The sequence below is a fragment of the Bradyrhizobium sp. USDA 10063 genome (genome assembly GCF_054063735.1).
The window spans coordinates 4951916-4977907 of record NZ_JBSSGP010000002.1; the positions used below are offsets into that span (position 1 = coordinate 4951916).

Below are 25992 nucleotides of genomic sequence, written 5' to 3' on the forward strand. Positions count from 1 at the left end.
TGCATTTCACTGACAATGTTTGATGAGGATCAAGCTCCGCCGGCGCCAACGGTTCGCCGCGCTTTTGTCAGTCATGCCGGCACAGGCAGCGTTCGAGCGCGACGAGCAATTGCGTCCGGCCAACGATACCGATCGGCTTGCCGCTACGGACCACCAGCACCTGCGAGATCTGGTGCGCGTCCATTCGCGTGACGACATCGTCCACCGTTGCCGTTTCATCCACGAGCACGGGATCCCGCGTCATGACGGCATCGACCCGCAACGCGTGCGTTCGCTCGTGCATCAGATGACCTTCCGCTCTTCCGAGCATCAATTCGAGCAGGAATCCTGCAGGGCCGGTCACACCCAGCTCCTGGCGGTGCAGGAAATCGCCCTCGGAGATGATGCCGACCAATGATCCATCGTCATCGATCACGGGCAAGCCACGCTGGCCGGTTTCCAGGAGCAGGTGGACGGCATCGAGCAGCGGCGCGTTCGGCTTTATGGTGGCGAACCAGGTTCGCATGACATCCGTTGCCAGCATTGTTTCTCTCCAACAAGCTTCGGCTCTGATCCGATCAAAACGGCAACTCTAGCCTGCACCGGCAAGCCGGCCGGGCCTTGATGTGCGTCAAAATGACGACTGCGTGCTCTGACCTGGATCAATACATCGATCGGTCGCTGTGCTCTTATTGTGAGGTTCAATTTGCGCCGATTGCCACCAATTGTGGGGGAGAATGACGATGCTCAAGAACCTGCTGGTGCTTATCCCTTCCGAACGTCCGGCGCGACCGGTGATCGATGGTGCCGTGCTGCTGACCATGGCCTACGGTGCCCACCTCGACGCGCTGGCGGTCGCCTATGAGAGCGCCAATGTCCCGATCGCCGCGGCAGGCGGCGCCGCAGTCGCCATGATCGTCGAAGAGACCCGGCAGCGCGCGCTCGAGCGCGCGGAGGCCGCGATGCGCGTGTTCGAGATCCAGGCGAAGCACGCGGGGATTTCGTTCACCTGCCGCACGATGAGTGCGACACCGGGCGAGGCGATCGCGATTGCCACCGCCAGCGCCCGGCTTCATGATCTCACCGTCGTCCTGCAGGCGGAACCCGAGCGCGATACGTTCGACAACGACGTGCCTCAGGAGGTGATGTTCCAGTCGGGCGGGCCGGTATTGTTCATGCCCTACACCTTCCGCGGCGCATTTGCAGCGCGGCGCATCGGGATTTGCTGGGACGGAAGCCGCCTCGCCGGCCGTGCGCTGCGGGATGCCATGCCGCTCCTACGGCACGCTGACGCGCTCACGATCATTTCGGTCGGCAATCCGGGGGCGATCCCGGACGAGGCAAGCCCGCAGCGCCTCCTCCAGTATCTGGCGCGGCTTGGACTGCCGGCCAGGGTCGTAGCCTTCCCGGCCGCACACTCCGAAATCCAGCCGGCCATCCTCTCCGTTGCGGCCGATGAGAGCCTCGATCTGTTGGTGATGGGCGGTTACGGGCATTCGCGCCTGCAGGAGCGGCTGCTCGGCGGCGTCACGCGCGAGATGCTCCGGAGCATGACCGTGCCGACGCTGATGTCGCATTGATCATTGGCGAGCACGCCAGGAACAAAGCCCGAAGCCCGGATGGCGCCAACGGGTCGCGCGGATGCGCGCCCGGTTGAGCCTACGGACCTTGAGAAATCACCCCTCCGTAATCTTCCTTAGGGAAGGACTCCGAATTTTCAGGCGCGGTGGAAGCAGGCACTCTGGTTCCATCAGATGATTTGAAGGAGCCCGCCATGCACACCGACGCTTCCCGCCCCGCCCTTCGCCAAGCCCCGGGCATGTCGCCCCGCTTCGGAAGTCCAGCCGTGCAGGGTCCGCTTGCGCTAATGGCCACGCCCTTTCAATACGCGCGCAATGCCGAGATCTACGGCGAAGGTGACGAGGCCGAATATCTCTATCAGGTGATCTCGGGGACCGTTCGTACCTACAAGATGCTGGAAGATGGCCGCCGCCAGATCGGCGGCTTCTATCTGCCGGGCGACGTCTTCGGCTTCGAAGCCGGCGAAACGCACTCGTCTTCCGCCGAGGCCGTGAACGGAGCACAGGTGCTGATCGTCAAGCGCAGCGCGGTCATGCTGCGTGCCGAGCGCGAAAAGGATCTGGCGCAGCAGCTCTGGGATGCCACCACGCGTGAATTGCAGCGCTTCCGCAATCACATGCTGCTCCTGATCAAGACGGCCGAGGAGCGGGTCGCCGGGTTCCTGCTCGACATCGCCCGCCGCACCGCCAGCACGGCGTCGATCGAACTTGCGATGTCGCGCCAGGACATTGCCGATTACCTCGGCCTCACCATCGAGACCGTGTCGCGCACCTTCACGCAGCTTGAACAGTCCGGCGCCATCGCGCTGGCGACCTCGCGCCGGATCGAATTGCGCAACCGCGCCGCGCTGAACCGCCTGAACGCCTGACTATCGATACAATAGACCGAGGTGTGCCATGAACCATTCATTGATCAGTGCGGATCGTGGCACCCATCGCAAGATCATCGCGCTTGGTGCTGCTGCCGCGGTTGCGATCATGCTGCTGGCAGCTCATGGCCGAAGCAGCGAACAGATCGAAGCTTCACACCGGCAGCCCGCCGTCCAGCGTATTGCCGCGCCCAATGCGATGCGCCCAATTACCGTGGCCGAGCTGAAATAGCGCCACCTCTCAGTTTCAGGCGCTGATCCTCTGCCGCAACGCCGCAACCTCGTCACCGCCGGCCTGGAGCCAGCGGACGATCCGGGGCCACGAACGGCTCAAGCTCTCGCGCCCCATGAAAAGACCGAGATGACCGCACGGCTCGGAAGCCTGCGCCAGCCATTGCCGCGGCGTGCCGAGCAGGCGCGCCGTGGCGAACGCCTGCTCGCGTGGCACGACGTTGTCCTTCTCGGCTGCCAGCAGGAACACCGGGACCGTCACCTCGGCGAGATCGATCCTGCGGCCGAGCGCGATGAAGCGCCCCTCGGCGATGCGGTTCTCGCGGAAGATCCAGTTGGTCGCCTCGAGATAAAAGGTCCCCGGCAGATCCAGCACATCGCGATCCCAGCGCTCGAAGCGGGCCAGCAGCGCCGTGCCCTGCTCCGATCCATCGCCGACATCCCTCTGCAACGTCGCTTCGACATCATGCGGGGTGAGCGGCATGCTCCAAAAGCGGAGCGTATGCGTGCCGCTTACGATGCCCTTGCCCTGGTGCACCAGTTCGTCGAACGCTTCCTTTGGCACGCCGGCCACCATCTGTGACAGTTCCGAGGGCACGGAGACGTCGACCGGCGCACCGGCGAGCACAAGTCGCCGCACCTTGTGCGGAAAACGGGCGGCATAGATCAACGACAGCCAACCGCCCTGGCACAGGCCGATCAGATCGACCGGCGCGCCGATTTCATCGACCGCCACGTTGAGATCGGCGAGATAGCTGTCGATCGACAGATAGCGCATCTCTGATGTGGCCGAGCACCAGTCGGTGACATAGACGCGATCCATGCCGCCCTGTTGCAGCGCCTCCACCAAACTATGACCAGGTGCGAAATCGGCGATCAAGGCCTCGTGCAGCGAGAACGGGGCGCAGATCAGAAGCGGCGGGCCTGCGGCCTTCCGTGAAAAATCCCGCAGCCGCAGCGAAGCAAGCTGCAGCGCAATCACGTTCGGCGTGGTCCAGGACAGCGGCGCTTCGCTCCGCGGTTCGGACGGCGCGGGCTCGCGGTTAGCGAACCAATGCAGATAGGCTTCCAGCGCCAATCGGGTGGCGGCCATCGGCCATAGCATCGCCTGCACCGCCCATTCGGTACCTGCGCCCACCTGCTCTTCCGGTGGTCTAGGCTTCTCGCTCAAGCTCACTCTCCCTTTTCTCGCCGGCGCCATGGTTGAGCAGGCATCGGCGAAAGGTTTGACCTCGATCAAGCACCAGAGAAACGCAGGACTGTTATATTAGCTCCGTTTCGGCGAGGAATGCACTCGCGCAAGGGATTGCGGTGCGGCCCGAGCGGGCTGGCCGGAGGAGTTGTCCATGCCCTACCGCTCGAATACGGATCTGCCATTTCCAGTTCGCAGCCACCTGCCTCCGCATGCCCAGGATATCTACCGCGAAGCCTTCAACCATTCCTTTGCCGCGCATGCGGGAGACATCCGGCAAGAGGAGATCGCTCACCGCACCGCCTGGGCGGCGGTGAAGCGATCTTATGAGAAACTCGGCGATCATTGGCTCCGGCGGCACGGAATCTAGTGCGACATCATCAGGCAGATCGGGGCTTCCTGCAGCAGGCCGCGGGTCATGCCGCCGAACATCCATTCGCCGAGCCGGCTGTGGCCATAGCCGCCGGTCACGATCAGATCCGCCCCTTCGTCTCCGGCGAAGCGGATCAGATAGCGGGCATCGGGTTCGGACGTGTGCACGCGAACGTCGCACTGGCAATGTGCGCCGTGGCGTTCGAGATATTTTGCGACATCGCGCACGCGGAGCCGCGCCGCGTCCTGCTGGTCGGAGGTACAGAGCTCGACGACGATCACCCGTGACGCCTTGGCGAGGAACGGCAATGCGTCGCGCACCGCCAGCCGCGCCTCACGGGTGTCCTTCCAGCCGACCACGATGCGGTCGGCCGACAACCCCGTCACGCCGTCCGGCACCGAGAGAATGGGCCGCCCCATCCGCAGCATCGCCTGCGCGGAATCGACATGGTGGTAGTAATCCTCGCCCAACTGCTTGCGCTTCACGACCACGAGATCCGCGGCCCTTGCCTGCGCGGCCAGGAACACGGTCGGATATTCAACACCCCAGCGCCACTCGACCTTCTCCTTTGCCAGGCCGACGATTTTCCTGAACCATTGTTCTTTCGCGGCGACTTCCGACTGCATGCGCTCGACATCGGCCTCCGTGGTCTCCGCGATCACCACGCCCTCGGCAATGAAGGGCGGTTCGATGGCGAAGGCGGAGACGCCGATGATCGATGCCTCGAACCTGGTCGCGATGGCTTCCGCGACACGAATCTGTCCCTCTTCCTGCTGCTGGGGATCCACGTACACCATGATGTTGGCAAAGCTCATAACCACGCTCCGACAATCCGGGATGATGGAGACTTTGTCCCGCATCATCCGGTCATCGCCATTGACCGAGATCAAGCGACGCGACGAAACCGGCCGGCGCCGCATCAGCGATGGTGCGCGAAATCAACGACCGGCACATGATCGGGTTTCGCGCACCACCGCCAATTCCCAGGCGGCGGGTGATGACCTCGGAGGTAATCGATTGGCTCACGCGAACCGCCGATAGTCTTGATCAGCCGATCCGTTCGGCCACAAGCGAAGGAGAGCAGGATGACCGACCACAAGACCATCGCAAGCCGCTATATCGAACTGTGGAACGAGCGCACGCCGAGCCGGCGCCGCGAGATGCTGGCCGAGAACTGGACCGCGGATGCACGCTATGCCGATCCGCTGATGAGCGGCGACGGCCATGAAGGCGTCGATGCGCTGATAGCAGGCGTGCAGGAAAAATTTCCGGCCTTCAAGTTCAAACTGATCGGTGAGCCCAACGGCTTCGGCGACCATCTCCGCTTTTCCTGGGGCCTCGGTCCCGATGGCGTGGACAGTCCGATCAAGGGCACGGACTTCGCGGTGCTGAAGGACGGCCGCATCAAGAGCATCACCGGCTTCCTCGACCAGGTGCCGCAGGGCGCATGATACGAAACCGTGCATGGCGGTGCGGCCGACGAACATCCGTCAGCCTCTCTGCCATGCACTGCCGAGATGAAAGAATGCCGCGCGTCACTATGACCCGCCTCCCGCGGAAGCTCGCGCGCTTGTGACAGCAATCTCGCTGTCGTGAGACGTGACCACCTCGCACCCCGCACCGAAACGGCCTTACGATCACCTCGACGCTGCGATGAAGCGATCTTGCATTCTGCAAGTTCCGCTTCGACTGCGTTGAGGTGACAGTCTCGGTGAAAGACAATTTTTGACGGAGGCATATCATGGAAGTTGATAATGACCGCCTGAACTCTTTCATGGGCAAGATGATCGGTGATGTCGGCGCCGCGATGAACGCGTCGCTGATGCTGATCGGCGACAGGCTCGGCCTCTACAAGACGTTGGCCGAGAAGGGACCGATGAACTCCGCAGAACTGGCGAAGGCCACAGGCACCGCGGAACGCTATGTGCGCGAGTGGCTGGCGGCGCAGGCAGCCTCGGGCTACGTCGAATACAACACTGCATCGGGGAAGTTCTCGATGCTGCCAGAGCAGATCATGGCGCTGGCCGATGAGGACAGTCCGGTTTTCCTGGGCGCCGTCGGCAACGTGATCGCGGCCACATTCCTCGATGAGTCGAAAATCTCCGACGCGTTCAAGACCGGCAAGGGCGTCGGCTGGAACAAGCGCAGCGAATGCCTGTTCTGCGGAACCGCGCGCTTCTTCCGCACCGGCTACAAGCATCATCTGGTGCAGGAATGGCTGCCCTCTCTGGAGGGTGTCGTCGACAAGCTGACGCGGGGCGCGAAGGTGGCCGATGTCGGTTGTGGCCATGGCATATCGACCCGGCTGATGGCGGAAGCGTTCCCGAAATCCAAATTCTTCGGCTTCGACTATCACGATGGCTCGATCCAGGCCGCGCGCGAGCTGACGCGGGATGCGGGACTGGCCGATCGCATGCGCTTCGAGACCCACACCGCGAAGAGTTTTCCGGCGAACGGCTACGATCTCGTGTGCTTCTTCGACTGCCTGCACGACATGGGCGACCCGGTCGGCGCGCTCAAGCATACCCGCAGCACCATGGCCAAGGACGGCACCTGTATGCTGGTCGAGCCTTTTGCCAACGACCGGCTGGAGGACAATTTCAATCCGATCGGGCGGGTCTACTATGCGGCCTCGACGATGGTCTGCACGCCGGCCTCCCTGGACCAGGAGGTCGGGCTCGCCTTGGGCGCGCAGGCCGGCGAGGCCAGGCTTCGCGAGATTGCCCGCGAGGCCGGCTTCACCCGGTTCCGGCGCGCCACCGAAACGCCGTTCAACCTGATCCTGGAGGCGCGGCCATAACGGCCCGGTACTGACGCGGCGCCGCCGCGCGAAGATTCTTCGCGTGGCGGCGGGTGGACTTGACGCGGACAGGCGCTTGCGGGACTTGCTAGCGGATCGAGCGAGCGCTTGCATTAGCGACCGCTGATCCGAGGACATCCGCCATGAGCACCTCCACGCCAGGCTCCACTGTGGCCCGCGAAGCCATCGATCTCCTGTCGAGGCTGCGGGCTGCGCCGGCCTTCGTCGCCGATGGCGGGCTTGTCGCCCGCTCGCCGATCGACGGCCACGCCATCGGGCATCTCAAGCCTGGAAGCGACGACGACATGCGCGCGGCAATCGCTCGCGCGCGCAGTGCGTTCCTGGCATGGCGAACCGTCCCCGCCCCGCGCCGGGGCGAACTGGTCCGCCTGCTCGGCGAGGAACTGCGCGGCTCGAAGGAACTGCTCGGGCGGCTGGTGACGATCGAGGCCGGCAAGATCCTCTCCGAGGGACTCGGCGAGGTGCAGGAGATGATCGACATCTGCGACTTCGCCGTCGGGCTGTCGCGCCAACTTTACGGATTGACGATCGCATCCGAGCGCCCCGGTCATCGGATGATGGAGACCTGGCATCCGGCCGGCGTGTGCGGCATCATCACGGCGTTCAACTTTCCGGTGGCCGTGTGGTCCTGGAATGCTGCGCTTGCGCTGGTCTGCGGCAACGCGGTGGTGTGGAAGCCCTCGGAGAAAACGCCGCTGACCGCCTGCGCGGTACAGGCAATCTTTGAGCGCGCGCTCGCGCGGTTCGGCGACGCACCGCAGGGTCTGGCCGAACTGGTCCAGGGCGACCGCACGGTCGGCGAGGTTCTGGTCGATCACCCCGACGTTGCGATCGTCTCCGCCACCGGATCGACGCGGATGGGCAAGCAGGTGGGTCCGCGCGTCGCCGCGCGCTTTGGCCGGGCCATTCTCGAACTCGGCGGCAACAATGCCGCGATCGTCACGCCCTCCGCCGATCAGGATCTCGCCTTGCGCAGCATCGCGTTCTCCGCGATGGGCACCGCCGGCCAGCGCTGCACCTCGCTGCGCCGTCTGTTCGTGCACGACAGCATCGCCGATGATTTCGTCTCGAGGCTCAGCCGCGTCTATCGTTCCGTCACCATCGGCGACCCGCGCGAGCCGACGACCCTGGTCGGCCCGCTGATCGATGCGGCCGCTTTCGAGGCGATGGGCCGCGCACTGGATGAAGCCACCTCGCTCGGCGGCAAGGTGCATGGCGGGACCCGCGTGGATCAGCAATCGCCGGCCGCCTATTACGTCGCACCCGCCTTGGTCGAGATGCCGGCCCAAACGGGTCCGGTGCCGCGCGAGACCTTCGCGCCGATTCTCTACGTGATGCGCTACCGCGACCTTGCCGAGGCGATCGCCAGCCACAATGCGGTGCCCCAGGGGCTCGCATCATCGATCTTCACGACCGATATCCGCGAGGCCGAGACCTTCCTGTCCGCGGTCGGCTCGGATTGCGGCATCGCCAACGTCAATATCGGCCCGTCCGGCGCGGAAATCGGCGGCGCGTTCGGCGGCGAGAAGGAAACCGGCGGCGGCCGGGAATCCGGATCCGACGCGTGGCGCGGCTACATGCGACGGGCCACCAACACCATCAACTATTCGCGCGACCTACCGCTGGCGCAGGGCGTCAAATTCGACGTCGGGTGAAAAGCCGCCGGCGCAAAGACCGACGCGGGTTTCGTCCAAAGACCGACGCGGGTTTCGTCCAGTGTTCCCTCCGCCGCGGCTCCCGCCCGCATGCGCTTTGGCGTCGTCTGTTCAGCCTCGCGCGCAGTCGATCCGCGCGGTTTGGTTGTCTTTCTGAAACAAAAATTGATCGAACTGCCCCAAAAGAGCGAGGATATCTCCCGGAATATGGCTTGATTTCTCCCTTTCCTAAATTTCGTAGCGGCATTTTTATTTGATGAGTAAGCAATAATGACTGATCAACCATTAGCCATGCAGGCGCTTGGCGACGTCCAACACCAACAAGAATACCTGCGGCCCTGCCGTGAGCATAATGTCGATATCCTTGACGAATTGGTGGAAGTTCTTGAACGCCCCGACTTGATCGTAGCTGTAAGCAGATTGCAGCAACGAAGCGGTTGAGCGCGCTCATGGGGAAACCGCTTCGATCGCTCGCTTTGACCACTTGGATGGCTGTGCTCCCGTTCGTCGGGATGCCGAATGCGCAGGCAAAGCAGCAATGCAGCGCAGCGATGCCCTCAAATCCGCACGGGCAATGGTGGTCCTATCGCCTCATCGACGGACGAAAATGCTGGTATGCGGGCAAGCCCATGCTTTCGAAAGCGTTGCTGGAGTGGCCTAAGGAGGCACCTGCCAAAGCTGGTTCTGCGGAAGTTGGAGGCGTCCTCGCAGCGAAGCCTGGCGATCCATTGGACGCGCAAGAGGTGGCGCTGAAAGACTCTGACACCTTCGAAGCGCGATGGCGCGACCGGATATCTATTTGCAGGGCATGCAACTGACCATCATTTTTGACGGCGCGAAGACGCTTGATCGTCTGTTCGCTGCATGCAGTTCGACAAGATCGACGGCTGACCAGTTCACCTTGGCAGCGGCTGGTCAGCTTGGCCGAATGGCGATGGTCTGGCTTGGCGCCAGAGTCTAGCAAACCCTGACAGTCTGCTGGACGTAGGTATATCCGTTCCAGACCGACTGCGTTTGATAACACGACGAACCAAAGGCTGTAGCGGCACCGATTGCCGCGCCAGTTGCGACACCGGCGGCTGCCGCAGCAGGCCATCCCCAACCGCCGCCTCGGTAGCCGTAGTATCCGCCGCCTCGGTAATAGCGACCGCCGGCCCATCTCGTCCCGCCGCCATGCCAGCCGGGCCTCACTCCAGGATTAAAGTGCGCGGCGCGGACGCCGCCCGCTCGGTAGCCACCTCCACGGCGCGCGTCCGCGCTGTCGGGAATCAGTGTTGCTGCAGTAGCGAACAGTCCGAGAGCCAAGAGCATTCTGGTTGGTCGCATCTTCCGCACTCCCTTTTGGGTGATACAACCAAAACAAGAGTCGCTGTGCGCAAATTCGTTCCCGAAGCAACCTGACCCGCCTGCGTACGGACGAGAGGCTACCCGCTGCTGGCTGACCAAAGACGGGCAAATTTGCCGGCTTCGTCCCGACGGGCAGCGGCCTGCAACCGAACAACACCCCATCAGCCTTGGAGCTGCTCCACCGACGATCGCGGGACGAGCCGACTACGCCTTGCGCCGTAGGTGAAATAGATCAGCAGGCCGATCACTAGCCACGCAGCGAGCCTGATCCAGGTGTCGACCGGCAGCTCCAGCATCAGGAGGAGCGAGGTCCCGACACCCGCGGGTGCAACGAGCCAGATCGCCGGCGCACGAAAGGGGCGGTGCAGGTTGGGCTCGGTGATGCGCAGCACGAGAACGCCGAGACAGACGACGGCGAACGCAAACAACGTTCCGATGCTGACGAGCTCGGCAACAAAGCCGATCGGCAACAGCGTCGCGAGGATCGCCACCACGAGACCGGTCGAGATCGTCGCGACATAGGGTGTGCCGAGCTTCGGATGGATCTTTGCCGCTGCCCGTGGCAGCAGGCCGTCGTGCGCCATGGCGCGAAAGACCCGCGGCTGCGCCAACAGAACCGCGAGAAGACCCGAGGTGAGACCGAAGATAATCCCGAGCTTGATCAAGGGCCCGAGCCAGCCGATCCCGGCCGCGTCGATGCCGACCGCGATGGGATCGGGCACATTCAATTTATCGAACGGCACGATGCCCGTCAGCACGAAGCCAACGGCCACGTAGATCACCGTGCAGATCGCGAGAGAGCCAAGGATACCGATCGGCATGTCGCGCCTTGGATTCCTGGTTTCCTGCGCCGCTGTGGAGACGGCATCGAATCCGATGTAGGCGAAGAATATCACGGCTGCGCCGCGCGCCACTCCCGACCAACCGTAAATGCCCGTTCCGGCATTGGGCGGGATGAACGCGCCCGAGGGATTGGCCGGCGTCACCCAATGCGCGGTGCTGATCGCGGGTGCGGCGCAGAGGATGAACAGTCCTATGACGATCAGTTTGACAACGACGATGATCCTGTTGAACCGGCACGTTTCCCGGATGCCTGCCACCAGCAGCGCGCTGATGAAGATGACCACGACCATCGCCGGCACGTCTGCAATGGCGCCGGTCAACGCCCATGTGCGCGAGGCGGCGTCGTAGGTGAGCGGTGCGGCGGCAAAGCGTGCCGGAAGGTCAAGGCCGAAGTCTCGCGCCAGGCTGACAAAATAGCCGGACCAGCCGATTGCGACCGTAGCGCCGCCCATCACATATTCAAGGATCAAGTCCCAACCGATGATCCACGCAACCAACTCGCCCAGTGTCGCATAAGCATAGGTGTAAGCGCTGCCGCTGATCGGAACGATCGCGGCCATTTCGGCGTAACACAGCCCCGTGAACGCGCAGGCGATGCCGCCGAATAGAAATGAGAGCACCACCGCCGGCCCGGCGTTCTCTGCCGCCGCATGCCCGGTTACGACGAAAATTCCCGCGCCGATGACCACGCCGACCCCCAACGCGATCAGATCGATGGCCGACAGCGTGCGCCTCATCGATCCCCCCTCGGGGTCGGCACAGTCATCTTCAGCGGCCAAATCCACCGCAGATTTGCGGCTCCAGAAGCTGGTCATTAACAACGGTCGCTCTGCTCATGCCCTTTGATCGTCACGCTTAGTGACGAGGTCGAGCTACAATCGTGTTGCTGAACGCCGGAACAGAGTTACTGCGGTAACACCGACAGTCAGACGCTGGGTTGGGTTGTCAGGCTGGAGCGGGCGAAGGGAATCGAACCCTCGTATGCAGCTTGGGAAGCTGCCGTTCTACCATTGAACTACGCCCGCGGATCGCGTTGCCGCTCCTGATTAGCCGAGACTGGGGCTTTCGCCAAGTCGCCTCTCGCGTTCTCCTTAACGGAAAACGTCAGGATTCCGAATGCGCTGTTTGGGGCGTTGCGCCGCCGCGGGCGCATCGCTAAGTCTTGGGGCATGATCCGGACGCCGCTGTTGCAGCGTGAGCGCATCTCCGTGAACGAGTTCCGCTGCACCGCGGAGCCCGGCGAGAAACCGTTTGCCGAACAATATGATGCGCATTCGCTTTCCTATGTCCGCAAGGGCAGCTTCGGCTGCCACTGCCGCGGCCGTTTCCATGAGCTGGTGACCGGCGCGGTCCTGGTCGGCCATCCCGGCGACGAATACACCTGCACCCATGACCATGTCGGCGGCGATATATGCCTTTCGTTCTACCTGGATCCGGAGCTGGTGCAGGCGATCGGCGACAGCCGCGCGGTCTGGCAGATCGGATCGGTGCCGCCGCTGCCGGAGTTGATGGTGCTGGGAGAACTCGCGCAAACGGCAGCAGATGGCAACAGCGACATCGGCCTCGACGAGGCCGGCCATCTGCTGGCCAGCCGCTTCATCGAAGTGGTGTCGGGACGCGCGGCAAGGCCGGTGACGGCCGCCTTACGCGATCGCCGCCGCGCGGTCGAGGCCGCGCTGTGGATCGACGCGCATTCGCAAGAGGACATCGGCCTGGATGATGCGGCGGATCAGGCCGGCATCAGCACGTTCCATTTCCTCAGGCTGTTCTCGGAAGTGCTCGGCGTGACGCCGCATCAATATCTCGTGCGCTCGCGGCTGCGTCACGCGGCGCGGCGGCTGGCCAATGACGACAGCCAAATCACCGAGATCGCCTACGATGTCGGTTTCGGCGATCTCTCCAATTTCGTGCGCACGTTCCACCGCGCCGCCGGCGTCTCGCCGCACGCGTTCCGGAAAGCTTCGCGCGGCGACCGCAAGATTTTCCAAGAACGGCTGGCGCTGCACTAGCTAGCCTCCTCTCCAGTCCCGCGCGTCATCAGGCGCGCTCAAAGCACTGGAGAACAATCATGTACGACCATATCGGCCTGCGCGTCGGCGATCTCGACGCCAGCGTGCGTTTCTACACCGCAGCGCTTGCCCCGCTGGGCTTTGTCCTGTGCTCGCGCGATGACTCGGGCGCCGGCTTCGGCCCGAAGGGCGAGCCGGCGCTGTGGCTGCATCTGCACAAGGGCAAGGGTAGTGGCGGCGCCCATGTCGCATTCCGCGCGCCGGACCACGACGCGATCAAGAGATTCCACAGCGACGGATTGAAGGCCGGCGGCCGCGACAACGGCGCGGCCGGCCCTCGCAAGGATTACAGCCCGACCTATTACGCCGCGTTCCTGATCGATCCCGACGGCAACAATGTCGAGGCGGTGTGTACGTGAACACCGTCATCTCCGCCGTCATTGCGAGCGTAGCGAAGCAATCCATGGTGCCACTTGCGGAGGCATGGATTGCTTCGTCGCTTCACTCCTCGCAATGACGAATTCCACATGCGAAAGGACTCATTCCATGGCTTCCATCCACAAGGAATTCATCATCGACGCGCATCCCGACCAGGTCTGGGACGCCTTGCGCGATTTCGGCGCGCTGCATACGCGGCTGGTGCCGGGCTTCGTGCTCGACACCAAGCTCGACGGCGATGCCCGCATCGTGACCTTCGCCAACGGCACGGTCGCGCGTGAACTGCTGGTCGACTGCGACGACGCACGGCGGCGGCTGGTCTATGCTGTCGTCAGCGAGCGGCTGAAGCAGCACAGCGCATCCGTCCAGGTGGTTGCCGACGGCGACTCCCGCAGCCGCGTGACCTGGATCGCCGACGTGCTGCCGAACGATGTCGCGCCCTACATCTCCTCGCAGATGGATCTCGGCGTGAGCGCGATGCAGAGCAAGCTCGGGCGGGAGGCGGCGTGATGAATCCGTTTCTCGAAGCGCTCGGTGCGGACGGACCTTCGGCCGACCGCGCCGGCAAGATGGATCTCTACGGCCGCTTCGTCGGCTCCTGGGATCTCGACGTCACCCATATCGCCGAGGACGGCAGGAGGCGAGAGCGGAAGGGCGAATGGCACTTCGGCTGGGCACTCGAGGGCCGCGCGATCCAGGATGTCTGGATCGTGCCGCCGCGCGGCGCGTTGCGCCAGGCCGATGCCGCCACCAACGCCAATTCCTACGGCACCACGCTCAGGGTCTACGATGCCGAGCTCGACGCCTGGCGAATCCAGTGGACCGATCCGGTCACACGCACCTTCCTGCAGATGATCGGCCGCGCCGAGGGCGCCGACATCGTGCAGTTGGGCACGCGGCCGGACGGACACCTGGTGCGCTGGAGCTTTTCTGAGATCACGCCGAATTCGTTCCTGTGGCGCGGCGAAGTCTCCGCCGATCAGGGCGCGACATGGCGCCTCAACGTGGAGTTCACGGCGCGCCGGGTTGCCCCTTCGTGATCATGCCGTCATTGCGAGCGAAGCGAAGCAATCCATCTCACCGCAAGCGGAGGCATGGATTGCTTCGTCGCTTTCGCTCCTCGCAATGACGGGTGTCAGGACAGCGCCGGCCGCACCTTCGCGATCGGCGCGCGTTTCGACCCCCAGCGCGTCAGCACCACGCTTAAGCATGAGAGCACGCCGAGCACGACCATCGAGGCGGCTGCGAGCATGAAGAAGTTCTGCGCGGTCGCCGCATGCGTCGACAGCCACCAGCCGCCGGCGGCGATGAAGGCGAGGCGCGCGGTCTGCGCCAGCACCGGGCCAAGCACCTTCGCCGCTCCTTGCGAGGAGAAATACATCGACATCGCCAGGCCGATGAAGGCGTACATCGGCGCCGCCGTCGACAGATATTGATGGCTGGCCAGACGCACGGCGGGGTCATCGGTGAAGATGTTGACCCACAGGTCGGGGAAGATGGCAAGGAAGGTGCCGATCATGCCGACCGAGACGAACGACAGCGTGCCCGCGGTCCAGGCGATCCGCCGCGCCCGCGCAATGCGGTCGGCGCCGACGGCCATGCCGATCATCGGCACCGAGGCGATGCCGGTCGCGAACGCGAGCGACGTCAGCATGAATTCGAGCCGCGCGCCGATGCCGTAGCCGGCGAGGATCGCGGTGCCGAAATTCGCCAGCATGTGGGTGAAGATGCTGATGGTCAAAACCGACTGCAGCGGCGAGAAGCAGGAGATGGCACCGACCTTCAGGATGTCGATGAACATCGCCCATCGGACACGCAATCCCCTGAGCTTGGGCACGACGCGCGCCCGGCCGGAGAACAGGTACCAGCCCATCACGGCGATGCTAATCGAATAGGCGATCAGCGAGCCCGCCGCGACGCCGCGCATCCCGAATTGCGGGATCGGCCCGAGCCCGAGGCCAAGCGTGCCGCCCAGGATGATCTGCCAGATCGCGGACGAGAGGATCATGGTCGACGGCAGTTTCATGTTGCCGGTGCCGCGCAACACGCCGGCCATGGTATTCATCAGCCACGGCAGCACGGCGCCGCCGAAGAAGATCTGGCTGTAGGCGATCGCCTGCGCCAGCACGTTGCCGCGGCCGCCGAGCAATTCCAAAAGACGTGGGCCGAAGATCAGCATGCCCAGCATGAAGACGAGCCCGAAGCTGACGCCGATCAGAAGCGCGTGCGCGGCAAGCGTGGAGGCGCGCTCGACCTCGCCGGCGCCGAGCGCACGCGCGATCGCGGACGCCACCCCGCCGCCCATGGCGCCGCCCGACATGGTCATGGTCAGGATCACGCAGGGAAACACCAGCGCCATCGCGGCCAGCGATTCCACGCCAAGCCGGCCGATATAGGAGGTCTCCGCGATCACCACGCAGGTGCCGGCCGACAGCGCGATCACGTTCGGCCAGGCAAGCCACAACAGCGTGCGCAGGATCGGCCCGTCCAGCAGGCGGTTGCGCGCCGGCGCCGTCACCGGCGGCGGCAACGGGCGCTCTTCCTCGTCGACTAGTATTTCGGCAACCGCAATATCGGGCATTTCCACTCCCACGCGCGCGGTCTGGTTGCCGCGGCGCGGTGCTTCCCTACCATGGCCGCGATCAATTCCACGTGCGTCCCGCGCAGAGGCCCTCTGCGCGATTAGCCGGTCGGCCAAGCGAACCGCGCCGCCAAATTCAGGCCGAACGATACGAACATTCGCCCCCCTGTCGCATTGTCCCTGCGCCATATTTCAGGGAACCCAACATGCGCAAAAATCTGCTGTTGGCCATGTCGATCGGCGCGTTGGCGCTGTCGCTTTCCGCCTGCAATGATCCGGAGGATACCAAGACCGTCGCGCAGAGCTACGGGGCCTCGCCGGCGCTGCCGCCGCCACAGCAATCCTGGATACCGACGGTCAACATCGCGCCCGCCAAGAGCTGGCCGGCCGGCGGCAAGCCTGTGGCCGCGAACGGCATGGCGGTGAACGCGTTCGCGACCGGGCTCGAGCATCCGCGCACGGTCTATGTGCTGCCGAACGGCGACGTGCTGGTGGCGGAGAGCAACGCACCGTCAAATCCCGACGACGCCAAGGGCATCAAGGGCTTTGTCTACAAACAGGTGCAGAGCTGGGCCGGCGCCGGCGTGCCCAGCCCGAACCGCATCACCCTGCTGCGCGATGCCGATGGCGACGGTGTTGCCGAAACCCGCAGCATTTTCCTGAAAGACCTGAATTCGCCATTCGGCATGGTGCTGGTCGGCAATGACTTCTACGTCGCCAACTCCGACGCGATCGTGCGATTCCCCTATCGCGAGGGAGACACCGGGATCGACGCGCCCGGCGTGAAGCTCGCCGACCTGCCCGCGGGCGGCATCAATCATCACTGGACCAAGGACCTGACCGCGAGCCCCGATGGCAGCAAGCTCTATGCGACCGTTGGGTCCAACAGCAATGTCGGCGAGAACGGCATCGAGGCCGAGACCAACCGCGCCGCGGTGCTGGAGGTCGATCGGCAGAGCGGCCAATGGCGCGTCTTTGCCTCGGGCCTGCGCAACCCGAACGGGCCATCATGGAATCCGCAGACCGGCGAGCTCTGGGTCACCGTCAACGAGCGCGACGAGCTCGGCAACGATCTGGTGCCCGACTACATGACCTCGGTGAAGGATGGCGGCTTCTACGGCTGGCCCTACAGCTATTTCGGCCAGCATGTCGACAGCCGCGTCGATCCGCGGCGGCCGGAGATGGTCGCGAAGGCGATCGCGCCGGACTATGCGCTCGGCGCACATACCGCTTCGCTCGGGCTCGCGTTCAACACTGGGAATCTTTTTCCGCAGGACATGGCCGGCGGCGCCTTTATCGGCCAGCACGGCTCGTGGAATCGCAAGCCTCGCTCCGGCTACAAGGTGATCTTCGTACCGTTCGCAAATGGCAGGCCGGCGGGCCCGCCGAGGGACATCCTGACGGGATTCCTCAGCGACCAGGGCGAAGCGCAGGGCCGCCCTGTCGGAGTCCGCATCGCCAAGGACGGCGCGCTGCTGGTGGCCGATGACGTTGGCAACACCGTCTGGCGCGTGACGCCCGCGACGCATTCGGCGGCGAAATAGCGATTGCATTGACCCGCCGCGCTGCACGGCCGCCAAGGTTCCTGCTGTGGCTTTGCTGCACGCGAACGCAAACATTACCCGCGGAGGTCGCATCCTCGCCCAAATCGCTTCTCGGTCTCGCCACGAATTCGGTCCACGAAGCATCGACCATACTTGGGGAGATGGTTTATGCGGGCGACCAGACTATCTGCGCCGGTGGTGTCCACCCATGCCACGGTAGAAATTGAGCGGCTTCAAGGTGAGCTGGCCTCATATAATGAGCGAATCACGGAACTCGAAAAACAACATCCCGAGGCATCAAGGCTGGAAGCGCTGAGGGCGAGCGCGTTGCTGCTGGCCCGGCGAATCGACGAGCTGCGCTGTCCGAACTCAACCGACCTGACCGAGTTGCTCGCAAAGTAAGTCGCGGGACCGCGGAAGAACAACGGGGACGATCTTTCCCAGAGCTTCGGTTCTGATTACATCAGAACCGAAGCTCTAGACTCTAGTTTTGACGCGTTTTCTTCACGCGAACCGGTATCCACTTCGCTCGAAAACGCTCTGAGGCTCAGCCGGGCGCGCTGGTTAGGGGCTTCCATGCGGCGAGCGCCGCGCGCGCAACGCGTTCGAGCTCTCGCCGTGTCGCGCCGTCGCGCGCCTGGATCGACATGCCCTGTTGCACGGTCACGTAATATCGAGCGATCGCCCCGAGATCGGCCTCTGCTGATATCTCGCCGGATGCGACGCCCTCCTGCAGGCGCCGCCGCAGATCCTCGACGTTCTGTTCACGCATCGCGATCAGCTCGCGCCGCACTGTTTCGGACTGCTCGGTTGCATGCAGCGCCGACAGCACCACCAGGCAACCCGGCGGCCGGTTGCGTCGCGTGAACGCTCGCGCCGTCTGCATGAGATAGCTTTCAACCGCCTCATAGGCGGTAGGCGCGCCAGCGATGCCAGCCCAGATCTCGGGCCCCTGGATCGCGCTGTACAATTGCAGCACTTGCCGGAACAGTTCTTCCTTGCAGCCGAAGGCCGCATAGAGGCTTGGCGAAGCAATCCCCATCGCCGTGGTGAGATCGGTCATCGAGGCCCCTTCATAGCCTTTGACCCAAAACACCTCCATGGCGCGCGCCAGCGCCGCATCCTTGTCGAAGCCCCTGGGGCGACCTCGTTCGACCATCCGTCCACCCGATTTCTGTGTCGATCAATACATAATCAGCTTGACCGTCCGGCGCAACCGACCTATTTCTGTATCGATCGACACATAAATGGAGATGGATCATGAGCACATTGCAGGGAAAGCGGGCGCTGGTGACGGGCGCGAGCCGCGGGATTGGCGCCGCGATCGCAAGAAGGCTCGCCGCCGATGGCGCGAACGTTGCGATCACCTATGAACGTTCGGCCGACAAGGCGCAGGCGGTGGTCGCCGAGATCGAGCGATTGGGCCGGCGGGGACTTGCGATCAAGGCCGACAGCGCCGATGCCGCCGCGGTCAGGGCGGCCGTGAATCAAGCCGCCGAGGCGCTCGGCGGCCTCGATATCCTCGTCAACAATGCCGGCATCTTCAGGGGCGGACCGATCGACCAACTGAGCCTTGAAGACATCGATGCGACGCTCGCGGTCAATGTCCGCGCAGTGGTGGTCGGATCGCAGGCGGCGGCAGCGCACATGAGTGAAGGTGGCCGCATCATCTCGATCGGCAGCAATCTTGCGACCCAGGTGCCCGGTCCCGGCGTGAGCCTCTACTCGATGAGCAAATCCGCGCTGATCGCCTGGACCAAGGGCCTGGCGCGCGATCTCGGCAGCCGCGGCATCACGGTCAACATCGTGCATCCGGGCTCGACCGACACCGACATGAACCCCGCCGAAGGCGAGCAGGCGGCCGCGCAGCGGGCGCGGATGGCGATCCCCCGCTACGGCAAGGCAGACGACGTCGCAGCGCTGGTCGCATTCGTGGCCGGGCCGGAGGCACGCTCGATCAACGGCACGGAGCTTACCATTGACGGCGGCGCCAACGCGTGAGCGGCCCCCTCCCGTCGGGCCCTCTCCCGACGGCAGCGGACCATAGGGGTCGCGGGGCTTGAGAAACTGCTGCTATAAGAGCATCGCTGCCGCCACAGCCCGGTGGTCCTTACTGTGCCGGAGGGGAGTCCATGAAGCTCATCTATGCTGGCCTACTGTTCGCCGCAGTATTCTGCCAAACTGCCGACCGCTGCTATGCCCAGCAGGGCTCGTTGGGCCCCACCGATGTAGACGGCCTCTATCAGCCTCCAGCGGAAGCCACCCTTTCTCTTCCGCAGCAGCCGACGGCCCGCAAGCGGGCTAAGGCTGAAACAGCGCAGGGTTCGGCGTCAAAATCGGAATTGACCAACTGGGAGGAAGAAGCGGCGCGCCAGCAAGCTGATGACGATCGGCTGAGGCGCAAACTGAATATCTGCCAGAACTGTGTTTCGCCGAACGAGAAAGGCAAACCTGCGCGCTTTTAATCTGCGAAGCCCGTCCGACGGAAAGCCATGTCGCCACTGGCGGTCAGCCCGGCTAGAGCATGATCCGGAAAAGTGCGAAGCGGTTTTCCGAAAGGATCATGCTCAAACAATAACCTAAAGCGCGATGATGATTCATCCTCATGTCATCGCGCTTTAGTCAACCTATCGCGAAGATGGGCATGCGCTCACCGACACCGCGGAGCGTCATCACCTGAGGTTGGGCATCCACCCCGCGCGACGAGATGAGGCGGGCCGATTCCGGATCTTGCACGACCGCCTGGGTGACGAAGATGCTGTCGCCGGTCGCCAAGGTCTGCACTCGCGACGCGATGTTCACCGTCTGGCCGAAATAGTCCTGCCGGTCGTTCAGGTTCACCGCAAGGCATGGCCCCTCGTGGATCCCGATCTTCAGGATCAGTTCCTCCGCTCCCCGCCGGACATTCAACTGCCGCATCGAATCCCGCATCCTGAGCGCGGCGGAGACGGCGCGGTGCGGCACCGGGAAGGTCGCCATCACGGCGTCACCGATGGTCTTGACCACGGCGCCGGATTCAGACGCCACGATTTCGTTCAGGATCTGGAAGTGGGAGCGCACCAGATCATAGGCGACGAGGTCGCCGACCCGATCGTACAAGTCGGTCGATCCCTTCAGGTCCGTGAACAGGAAGGTCAGGCTCATGATCTTGAGCCGCTGCTCGACGTCAAGGGTCTCCGTCCGATAGAGGTCGCGGAATGTCTGGTTCGTCAGCAGTCGCTTGGCGGTAAGGAACGGGCGGCGGCCGCCGATCAGCCGCTCCAGCTCCGGGCCCATCACATAGACGCCGACCAGAACCCGGCGCTCCGTCCGGTTATCCAGCAGAAGACGCAATGGACCCGGAGACAGGGTCACGCGGCTGAGGCCGGTAGGGGGGTTCATGAAGATCATCGAGAGCTCGCGACGTTCCGCCGTCGGCTCGCCTGAGGTCTCGATCAAATGGGCACTATGGGTCACCGGGTCGAAGACGATCACGGGCTGCGCCGGAAGTTGCAGAGCCAAAATCATCCGTTCGCCGGCCTGCAGCTCGATCGTCTCCAACAAAGCCTTACGGGCGAACTCGGCGAACGCGTCCGGCTCGGGGAAGACGACCCCCGTCCCGAAAAAGACCTGCCGGTGATAGTCCCAGAAGCCGAGTTCGTCCGGAGCGTGGGCGGCGATGCGGCGAAGCCGGGGGCTGACCGTGAAGCTGACCTCCACCGTTTCGTCCAGCACCGGCTCGCTCGTCAGCCCGCAGAAAGCGCAATGGTAGTCCTCCTTCCGCACGCTCCGCAGCGTGGCGTTGGCGCCGAGGACGCCGCCGCAGCTTGGACATAGAATGTTCCAGGACATCTCGAACAGGCCCAGCCGCGACGCGTGCAGAAGCGTCGCGATGACTTTTGCCTCGTCCAGCCCGCGGCCGGCGGCCAAGGCCACGGCATTGACCCGGGCCAGTTCCTCGCCGCGGCCGTTCTGGACGAGATTATCGACGGCATCGACCACGATAGGGTCGGCCGAGCGGCGCAAGGCGTCGAAGAGGGTGTCGCTATCCTGCATGTGCCGAACATACCTCAATTGTCCCGGTGATGTCCCTCCTGTGTTGACTGCGGCGCACGCGAAAATCTGGACGACACTCGGCCGCTAACTAAAGCGTGATGACTTTTCTTCGAATCGTCATCCCGCTTTAGCTCTTTGTTTGAGCATGATCTCCGCGCAAACGCTTCGCGTTTGTCGCGAGGGAAAACCGGTGCCCACTTTTCCGGATCATGCTTTAGGGTCGAAGGGCGTCGATAGCGTGGGCTATGAGAATACCGACGCTCAATATAATCAGACATGAAATTGCTGCATCAAACATGCCTTTAGTGGATGATCTCACGCCTGATCAGTCAAAAAGATTCGACCGCGAGGGAACGTTTCCAGCACTGTTGATGCGGCTAGGCCACAACCGGCGTCATGTGGGCCAAGCGAGCGTTACGTAGGCCTGAACACGCTCAATATTGTCGTTTCCCCTTCCGAATGGTGGCGGCTACGACCGCGGTCGACAGGTTCTGATCGCTGACGGCGCCAAAGGCGCTCACCCGGAGAGCAATGGGTCAGTGCGATGGCAACAAGCCCATTGAAGGCGAGCCAAGCCGCAATGATCTCGAAACAGGTTACAGTGTAGTCCACAGACCACCCATCAAGCCGTCCCACGCTAAGATAGGCCACGACGTCTTTGTGTCGTTATGGTGGTCACAAAGAATGCAAATTGTGATTGAGGGCTAACCGTACCGAAGGGCAACAGTGCAACTTGTGCCAAGGCCGACCTTGCAAGCGGCGGCAGAGGATGAAGATCACACCCTGAAATGTTTGGACAGCTTCAGGCCCTGGGCCTGGTAGTTCGAGCCGATGCGCTGGCCGTACATCGCATCGGGACGGGCGAGCATTTTCTCATAGACCAGGCGGCCGACGATCTGGCCGTGCTCGAGGATGAACGGCACTTCGCGCGAGCGCACTTCCAGCACGGCGCGCGCGCCCTTCCCGCCGGCGCCGGCATAGCCGAAGCCGGGATCGAAGAAGCCGGCATAGTGCACGCGGAATTCACCGACCAAGGGATCGAACGGCACCATCTCGGCGGCGTAGTCCGGCGGCACCTGCACGGCTTCCTTTGACGCGAGGATATAGAACTCGCCAGGATCGAGGATCAGGCTGCCGTCGGGGCGCGCGCGGATCGGCTCCCAGAAATCATCGACTGGATAACCGCCGCGGCGATCGACGTCGACAACGCCGGTGTGACGCTTGGCGCGATAGCCGACGAAGCCGCCAGAACTCTCGCCCGAGAGATCAACCGACACCGCGACGCCGTTGGTGAGATCGGCATCGTCGATATCGACCAGGCGCTCGACATCGTGCAGCGCGTCGAGCTCATCGGCGTTGAGGATGGCATCGCCGGTGCGGAAGCGCACCTGCGACAGCCGCGAGCCCTCGCGCACCAGGATCGGAAACGTCTTGGGGCTGATCTCGGCATAGAGCGGGCCATGATAGCCGGCCCCTATCATATCGAAACGACGCGTGCCGTCGGCGATCACGCGGGTGAAGACGTCGAGCCGTCCGGTCGAGCTTTTGGGGTTCGCGCTGGCTACGATCTCCTGCGGCAGCGCGAGGCTTTCCAGCAGCGGCACGATATAGACGCAGTTAGTCTCGAGCACCGCATCATCGGACAGATCGATCTCGTGCAGCTTCAGCTCGTCGATGCGCTCGGCGACGGTGGCGTCCGGACCGGGGAGGAAGCTCGCGCGCACGCGATAGGCGATGTCGCCGAGGCGAAGGTCGAGGCTGGCGGGCTGGATCTGGCTCTCGACAAAGGGATAGGCAGGCAGGATCAGGCCGGCATCCGCCATCGCCGCGATCATGCGGTCGGGCAGGATCCCATTGGCATCGTCTTGCAGCACGAACGACACGGACACGGTCCCTCAAGACGGTTTTCAGCCACTCAAGCCCTAAAATAAGAGCTTTTACGGGGTAGCCGATGCCCGCCTTGACGGAAAGAGCGGGAACGAATATCAGCAGCACTTATCCCGTGGTGATTTGAGCCGGCCGGCTTGCAGCCACGTTAAATAAGTAGCTAAACAGGCCGGGGACCTCAGCGATCCCGGCCCTTCAGGCCGGTTTTTTTGTGACCATTTTCCCAAAGAATGGTCACGTTGGAGGTCCTATGTCTGAATCAAAATCGTCTGAGTCAAAATCGGCTACGCGCTACCGCCCCGAAACCCGGCTGGTTCATTCCGGAACGCTGCGTTCACAATTCGGCGAGACGTCCGAGGCCCTGTTCCTGACCCAGGGGTTCGTCTACGCCACCGCCGAGGAGTGCGAAGCGCGGTTCAAGGGCGAGGATCCCGGTTTCCTCTATTCGCGCTTCTCCAACCCCGACGTCTCGATGTTCGAGCGCCGCATGATCGAGCTCGAAGGCGCGGAAGCCGCGCGCGCGACCGCGACCGGCATGGCGGCGGTGACGACCGCGATCCTCGCGCCGCTGAAGGCCGGCGATCACGTGGTCGCCTCCAAGGCGATGTTCGGCTCGTGCCGCTACGTGGTGGAGGACCTCTTGCCGCGCTACGGCATCCAGTCGACCCTGGTCGACGGTCTCGACCTTGACCAGTGGAAAAAGGCGATCCGGCCGAATACCAAGACCTGCTTCCTCGAGAGCCCGACCAACCCGACGCTCGACGTGCTCGACATCGGCGCGATCGCCGAGATCGCGCACCAGGGCGGCGCGCGGCTGATCGTCGACAATGTGTTCGCCACCCCGATCTGGCAGAGCCCGCTGTCACTCGGCGCAGACGTCGTGATCTATTCCGCGACCAAACATATTGACGGCCAGGGCCGCTGCCTGGGCGGCATCATCCTCTCAAGCGAGGCCTTCATCAGCGAGCACATCCATAATTTCCTGCGCCAGACCGGGCCGTCGATGTCGCCGTTCAACGCGTGGATACTATTGAAGGGGCTGGAGACGCTCGCGGTGCGCGTCCGCGCGCAGACCGAGACAGCGGCCAAGATCGCGGACGTGCTCGCGAGTCATCCGAAGATCACGCGGCTGATCTATCCCGGCCGCGCCGATCACCCGCAGGCGGCTACGGTGAAGAAGCAGATGCGGTCGGGCTCGACCCTGATCGGGTTCGAGGTGAAGGGCGGCAAGGCCGGCGCATTCCGCTGCCTCAACGCCCTCAAGATCGCGCGCATCTCCAACAATCTCGGCGACGCCAAGAGCCTCGTCACCCATCCCGCCACCACGACGCATCAGCGTCTTGCGCCGGAAGCGCGCGCCGAACTCGGCATCAGCGAAGGCTTCATCCGCTTCTCCGCCGGCCTTGAGCACGCCGATGATTTGATCGAGGATTTTGTCCAAGCGTTGGAGAGCGTGTGAGCGCGGTTGCCGTAGGGTGGGCAAAGCGAAGCGTGCCCACCATCACGAGCGAAATGCGGATGGTGGGCACGGCGCAAGTGCGCCTTTGCCCACCCTACGCATCCGAGTTGAACTACATCGGCCTATACGTCCGCACATCCGCCGGCACATTCACGCCGAGCTTGATCTGGCCGACCGACTTGATGATGTCGTCGCCGAGCAATTGGGCGAAGCAGGCATAGCCCCAGTCGTTCATGTGCAGGCCGTCGGCGATCACGAAGCTATCGATCGGGATCGACTGCTTCTCGTGCCACTCGCGCATCACCTCAAAGCGCGGGAAGATGCTGACATGGCGGAGTTCGGCGATCCGGTTGAGCAGCCGGATGATCTTGTTGGCGCTGGCGGCGCGTTCGGTGACGCGCGGCGAGTATTGGGGATCGACCAGCACGACGTCGGCGCCCGCCGCCTGGATGCGCGCCACGCCATCCTCGACCATCTTTCCGGTCTCGCTGGGATCGAGGTCGCGCAACACCGCATTGGTGCCGACCTGCCAGAGCACGAGGTCCGGATGCGCGTCGATCACCTCGGTCTGCAGGCGCCGCATCATTTCGGGGGCGTCTTCGCCGCCCCTGCCGCGATTGACGACACGGATGTCGGCGCCGGGATATTGCCGGTGCAACTGCGCCGCGAGCCGGTTCGGATAGGTGAATTCCGGCGCCGACGAGCCATAGCCCTGGGTGGAGGACGAGCCGAAGGCGATGATCGTGACCGGCTGGCCCGCGGCAAGCTTGCTCGCAACGTGGGGCAGCGAGCCCATCGTCTTCGCCACACCCTTGGGCGGCAGGCAGGGCACGCGGTGGAAGATGTCGCCAGCAGACTTCGCGACCTCCTTCACCTTGTCGATCGCCTTGCCGGCGATGCCCTTCTGCGCGGCATCACCCTGAGCGGCGCCAGCCGCATTGGCCGCGGCGGCGGCCGGCGTGAACGATCCTGACTTGTCGGATGAGGGATGGGATTTCGCACCCTCAGGAAGCGCCGCATGCTGATCGCCTTGCGCAACTTGCGCGCGCAGTGGCGAGGTCACGAGCACGGATGCCGTGACGGCGGCGGCTGCGACCAGCCAGGCGCTTCGACAAAAAGGGCGGTAGGTACTCATTAACGCTGGTTCCC

The 25992-nt window shown here is 63.7% G+C and carries 27 protein-coding genes, 1 tRNA gene and 1 riboswitch; of the genes, 18 read left to right on the forward strand and 10 right to left on the reverse strand.

Features of this window, described 5'->3' with window-relative positions; translation table 11 throughout:
- Positions 1–67: 67 nt before the first annotated feature.
- Positions 68–523: a CBS domain-containing protein gene (locus tag ACVJGD_RS25430; protein ID WP_456636877.1), complete on the reverse strand. Its 456-nt coding sequence runs from the start codon at positions 521–523 to the stop codon at positions 68–70.
- 199 nt (positions 524–722) lie between these two features.
- Here ACVJGD_RS25430 and ACVJGD_RS25435 point away from each other — a divergent pair, with 199 nt between their 5' ends.
- The 3 genes from ACVJGD_RS25435 to ACVJGD_RS25445 all read left to right on the forward strand — a co-directional run bounded on the left by ACVJGD_RS25435 (position 723) and on the right by ACVJGD_RS25445 (position 2660).
- Entirely contained in the window at positions 723–1559 is an 837-nt protein-coding gene (locus ACVJGD_RS25435) for a universal stress protein (protein ID WP_456636878.1), read from the forward strand.
- A gap of 266 nt (positions 1560–1825) precedes the next feature.
- Positions 1826–2428 (forward strand): helix-turn-helix domain-containing protein, encoded by a 603-nt coding sequence (locus ACVJGD_RS25440; protein WP_456636879.1) that lies wholly within the window; start codon positions 1826–1828, stop codon positions 2426–2428.
- 40 nt (positions 2429–2468) lie between these two features.
- On the forward strand, positions 2469–2660 hold the full coding sequence (locus ACVJGD_RS25445) for a hypothetical protein (protein WP_456636880.1): 192 nt from the start codon (positions 2469–2471) through the stop codon (positions 2658–2660).
- A gap of 15 nt (positions 2661–2675) precedes the next feature.
- Here ACVJGD_RS25445 and ACVJGD_RS25450 read toward each other — a convergent pair whose 3' ends face one another.
- Complete coding sequence (locus tag ACVJGD_RS25450; protein ID WP_456640368.1) at positions 2676–3764, reverse strand: alpha/beta fold hydrolase; 1089 nt, start codon at positions 3762–3764, stop codon at positions 2676–2678.
- Between the two features lie 241 nt (positions 3765–4005).
- Here ACVJGD_RS25450 and ACVJGD_RS25455 point away from each other — a divergent pair, with 241 nt between their 5' ends.
- The gene (locus ACVJGD_RS25455) at positions 4006–4221 is read left to right on the forward strand and encodes a ChaB family protein (protein ID WP_456636881.1); all 216 of its coding nucleotides are present in this window, start codon (positions 4006–4008) and stop codon (positions 4219–4221) included.
- Here ACVJGD_RS25455 and ACVJGD_RS25460 read toward each other — a convergent pair.
- A complete protein-coding gene (locus tag ACVJGD_RS25460; RefSeq protein WP_456636882.1) occupies positions 4218–5039 on the reverse strand; it encodes a universal stress protein in 822 nt (273 codons plus the stop codon). The genes ACVJGD_RS25455 and ACVJGD_RS25460 overlap by 4 nt on opposite strands.
- 270 nt (positions 5040–5309) lie before the next feature.
- On the opposite strand from ACVJGD_RS25460, the gene ACVJGD_RS25465 reads away from it, so the two are divergent.
- The 5 genes from ACVJGD_RS25465 (at position 5310) to ACVJGD_RS25485 (ending at position 9661) form a co-directional block, all read left to right on the forward strand.
- Complete coding sequence (locus ACVJGD_RS25465; RefSeq protein WP_456636883.1) at positions 5310–5675, forward strand: nuclear transport factor 2 family protein; 366 nt, start codon at positions 5310–5312, stop codon at positions 5673–5675.
- A 290-nt stretch (positions 5676–5965) separates the two neighbouring features.
- A complete protein-coding gene (locus tag ACVJGD_RS25470; protein WP_456636884.1) occupies positions 5966–7024 on the forward strand; it encodes a class I SAM-dependent methyltransferase in 1059 nt (352 codons plus the stop codon).
- Between the two features lie 143 nt (positions 7025–7167).
- The gene (gene amaB / locus ACVJGD_RS25475; protein WP_456636885.1) at positions 7168–8700 is read left to right on the forward strand and encodes an L-piperidine-6-carboxylate dehydrogenase; all 1533 of its coding nucleotides are present in this window, start codon (positions 7168–7170) and stop codon (positions 8698–8700) included.
- A gap of 270 nt (positions 8701–8970) precedes the next feature.
- A complete protein-coding gene (locus ACVJGD_RS25480; RefSeq protein WP_456636886.1) occupies positions 8971–9141 on the forward strand; it encodes a hypothetical protein in 171 nt (56 codons plus the stop codon).
- A 337-nt stretch (positions 9142–9478) separates the two neighbouring features.
- Positions 9479–9661: a hypothetical protein gene (locus ACVJGD_RS25485; RefSeq protein ID WP_456636887.1), complete on the forward strand. Its 183-nt coding sequence runs from the start codon at positions 9479–9481 to the stop codon at positions 9659–9661.
- 547 nt (positions 9662–10208) lie between these two features.
- Here the strand turns inward: ACVJGD_RS25485 and ACVJGD_RS25490 are convergent.
- Together ACVJGD_RS25490 and ACVJGD_RS25495 are read right to left on the reverse strand one after the other, a co-directional pair.
- Positions 10209–11627, reverse strand: a complete 1419-nt coding sequence (locus ACVJGD_RS25490) for an amino acid permease (RefSeq protein ID WP_456636888.1) — start codon at positions 11625–11627, stop codon at positions 10209–10211.
- Between the two features lie 214 nt (positions 11628–11841).
- Positions 11842–11915 (reverse strand) — tRNA-Gly (locus ACVJGD_RS25495).
- A 144-nt stretch (positions 11916–12059) separates the two neighbouring features.
- On the opposite strand from ACVJGD_RS25495, the gene ACVJGD_RS25500 reads away from it, so the two are divergent.
- From ACVJGD_RS25500 to ACVJGD_RS25515, 4 genes are all read left to right on the forward strand, one after another.
- Positions 12060–12899 carry a helix-turn-helix transcriptional regulator gene (locus tag ACVJGD_RS25500; protein WP_456636889.1) on the forward strand — a complete coding sequence of 280 codons (840 nt, stop codon included), beginning with the start codon at positions 12060–12062 and terminating at the stop codon, positions 12897–12899.
- 59 nt (positions 12900–12958) lie between these two features.
- The gene (locus tag ACVJGD_RS25505) at positions 12959–13318 is read left to right on the forward strand and encodes a VOC family protein (protein ID WP_456636890.1); all 360 of its coding nucleotides are present in this window, start codon (positions 12959–12961) and stop codon (positions 13316–13318) included.
- Between the two features lie 127 nt (positions 13319–13445).
- On the forward strand, positions 13446–13847 hold the full coding sequence (locus ACVJGD_RS25510; protein ID WP_456636891.1) for an SRPBCC family protein: 402 nt from the start codon (positions 13446–13448) through the stop codon (positions 13845–13847).
- On the forward strand, positions 13847–14377 hold the full coding sequence (locus tag ACVJGD_RS25515) for a hypothetical protein (RefSeq protein ID WP_456636892.1): 531 nt from the start codon (positions 13847–13849) through the stop codon (positions 14375–14377). The genes ACVJGD_RS25510 and ACVJGD_RS25515 overlap by 1 nt, the downstream gene beginning before the upstream one ends.
- A gap of 95 nt (positions 14378–14472) precedes the next feature.
- Here the strand turns inward: ACVJGD_RS25515 and ACVJGD_RS25520 are convergent, their stop codons facing one another.
- Positions 14473–15918 carry an MATE family efflux transporter gene (locus ACVJGD_RS25520; RefSeq protein ID WP_456636893.1) on the reverse strand — a complete coding sequence of 482 codons (1446 nt, stop codon included), beginning with the start codon at positions 15916–15918 and terminating at the stop codon, positions 14473–14475.
- Between the two features lie 206 nt (positions 15919–16124).
- On the opposite strand from ACVJGD_RS25520, the gene ACVJGD_RS25525 reads away from it, so the two are divergent.
- Positions 16125–17462 (forward strand): PQQ-dependent sugar dehydrogenase, encoded by a 1338-nt coding sequence (locus ACVJGD_RS25525; protein ID WP_456636894.1) that lies wholly within the window; start codon positions 16125–16127, stop codon positions 17460–17462.
- 168 nt (positions 17463–17630) lie between these two features.
- Positions 17631–17864, forward strand: a complete 234-nt coding sequence (locus ACVJGD_RS25530; RefSeq protein WP_456636895.1) for a hypothetical protein — start codon at positions 17631–17633, stop codon at positions 17862–17864.
- 145 nt (positions 17865–18009) lie between these two features.
- Here the strand turns inward: ACVJGD_RS25530 and ACVJGD_RS25535 are convergent, their stop codons facing one another.
- Positions 18010–18621, reverse strand: a complete 612-nt coding sequence (locus tag ACVJGD_RS25535) for a TetR/AcrR family transcriptional regulator (RefSeq protein WP_456636896.1) — start codon at positions 18619–18621, stop codon at positions 18010–18012.
- Between the two features lie 101 nt (positions 18622–18722).
- On the opposite strand from ACVJGD_RS25535, the gene ACVJGD_RS25540 reads away from it, so the two are divergent.
- Complete coding sequence (locus tag ACVJGD_RS25540) at positions 18723–19463, forward strand: SDR family NAD(P)-dependent oxidoreductase (protein WP_456636897.1); 741 nt, start codon at positions 18723–18725, stop codon at positions 19461–19463.
- A gap of 131 nt (positions 19464–19594) precedes the next feature.
- On the forward strand, positions 19595–19927 hold the full coding sequence (locus ACVJGD_RS25545; protein WP_456636898.1) for a hypothetical protein: 333 nt from the start codon (positions 19595–19597) through the stop codon (positions 19925–19927).
- 157 nt (positions 19928–20084) lie between these two features.
- Here ACVJGD_RS25545 and ACVJGD_RS25550 read toward each other — a convergent pair whose 3' ends face one another.
- Positions 20085–21497 (reverse strand): DUF5939 domain-containing protein, encoded by a 1413-nt coding sequence (locus tag ACVJGD_RS25550; RefSeq protein WP_456636899.1) that lies wholly within the window; start codon positions 21495–21497, stop codon positions 20085–20087.
- A 776-nt stretch (positions 21498–22273) separates the two neighbouring features.
- Entirely contained in the window at positions 22274–23380 is a 1107-nt protein-coding gene (locus ACVJGD_RS25555; RefSeq protein ID WP_456640369.1) for a 2'-deoxycytidine 5'-triphosphate deaminase, read from the reverse strand.
- Positions 23381–23489: 109 nt separating this feature from the next.
- Positions 23490–23569, forward strand: a riboswitch (SAM riboswitch).
- Positions 23570–23634: 65 nt separating this feature from the next.
- Between ACVJGD_RS25555 and ACVJGD_RS25560 the strand changes: the two genes are divergently transcribed.
- Positions 23635–24843 carry an O-succinylhomoserine sulfhydrylase gene (locus ACVJGD_RS25560; protein ID WP_456636900.1) on the forward strand — a complete coding sequence of 403 codons (1209 nt, stop codon included), beginning with the start codon at positions 23635–23637 and terminating at the stop codon, positions 24841–24843.
- 112 nt (positions 24844–24955) lie between these two features.
- On the opposite strand, the gene ACVJGD_RS25565 is transcribed toward ACVJGD_RS25560, so the two are convergent.
- On the reverse strand, positions 24956–25978 hold the full coding sequence (locus tag ACVJGD_RS25565) for an SGNH/GDSL hydrolase family protein (protein ID WP_456636901.1): 1023 nt from the start codon (positions 25976–25978) through the stop codon (positions 24956–24958).
- Positions 25979–25992: the final 14 nt, after the last annotated feature.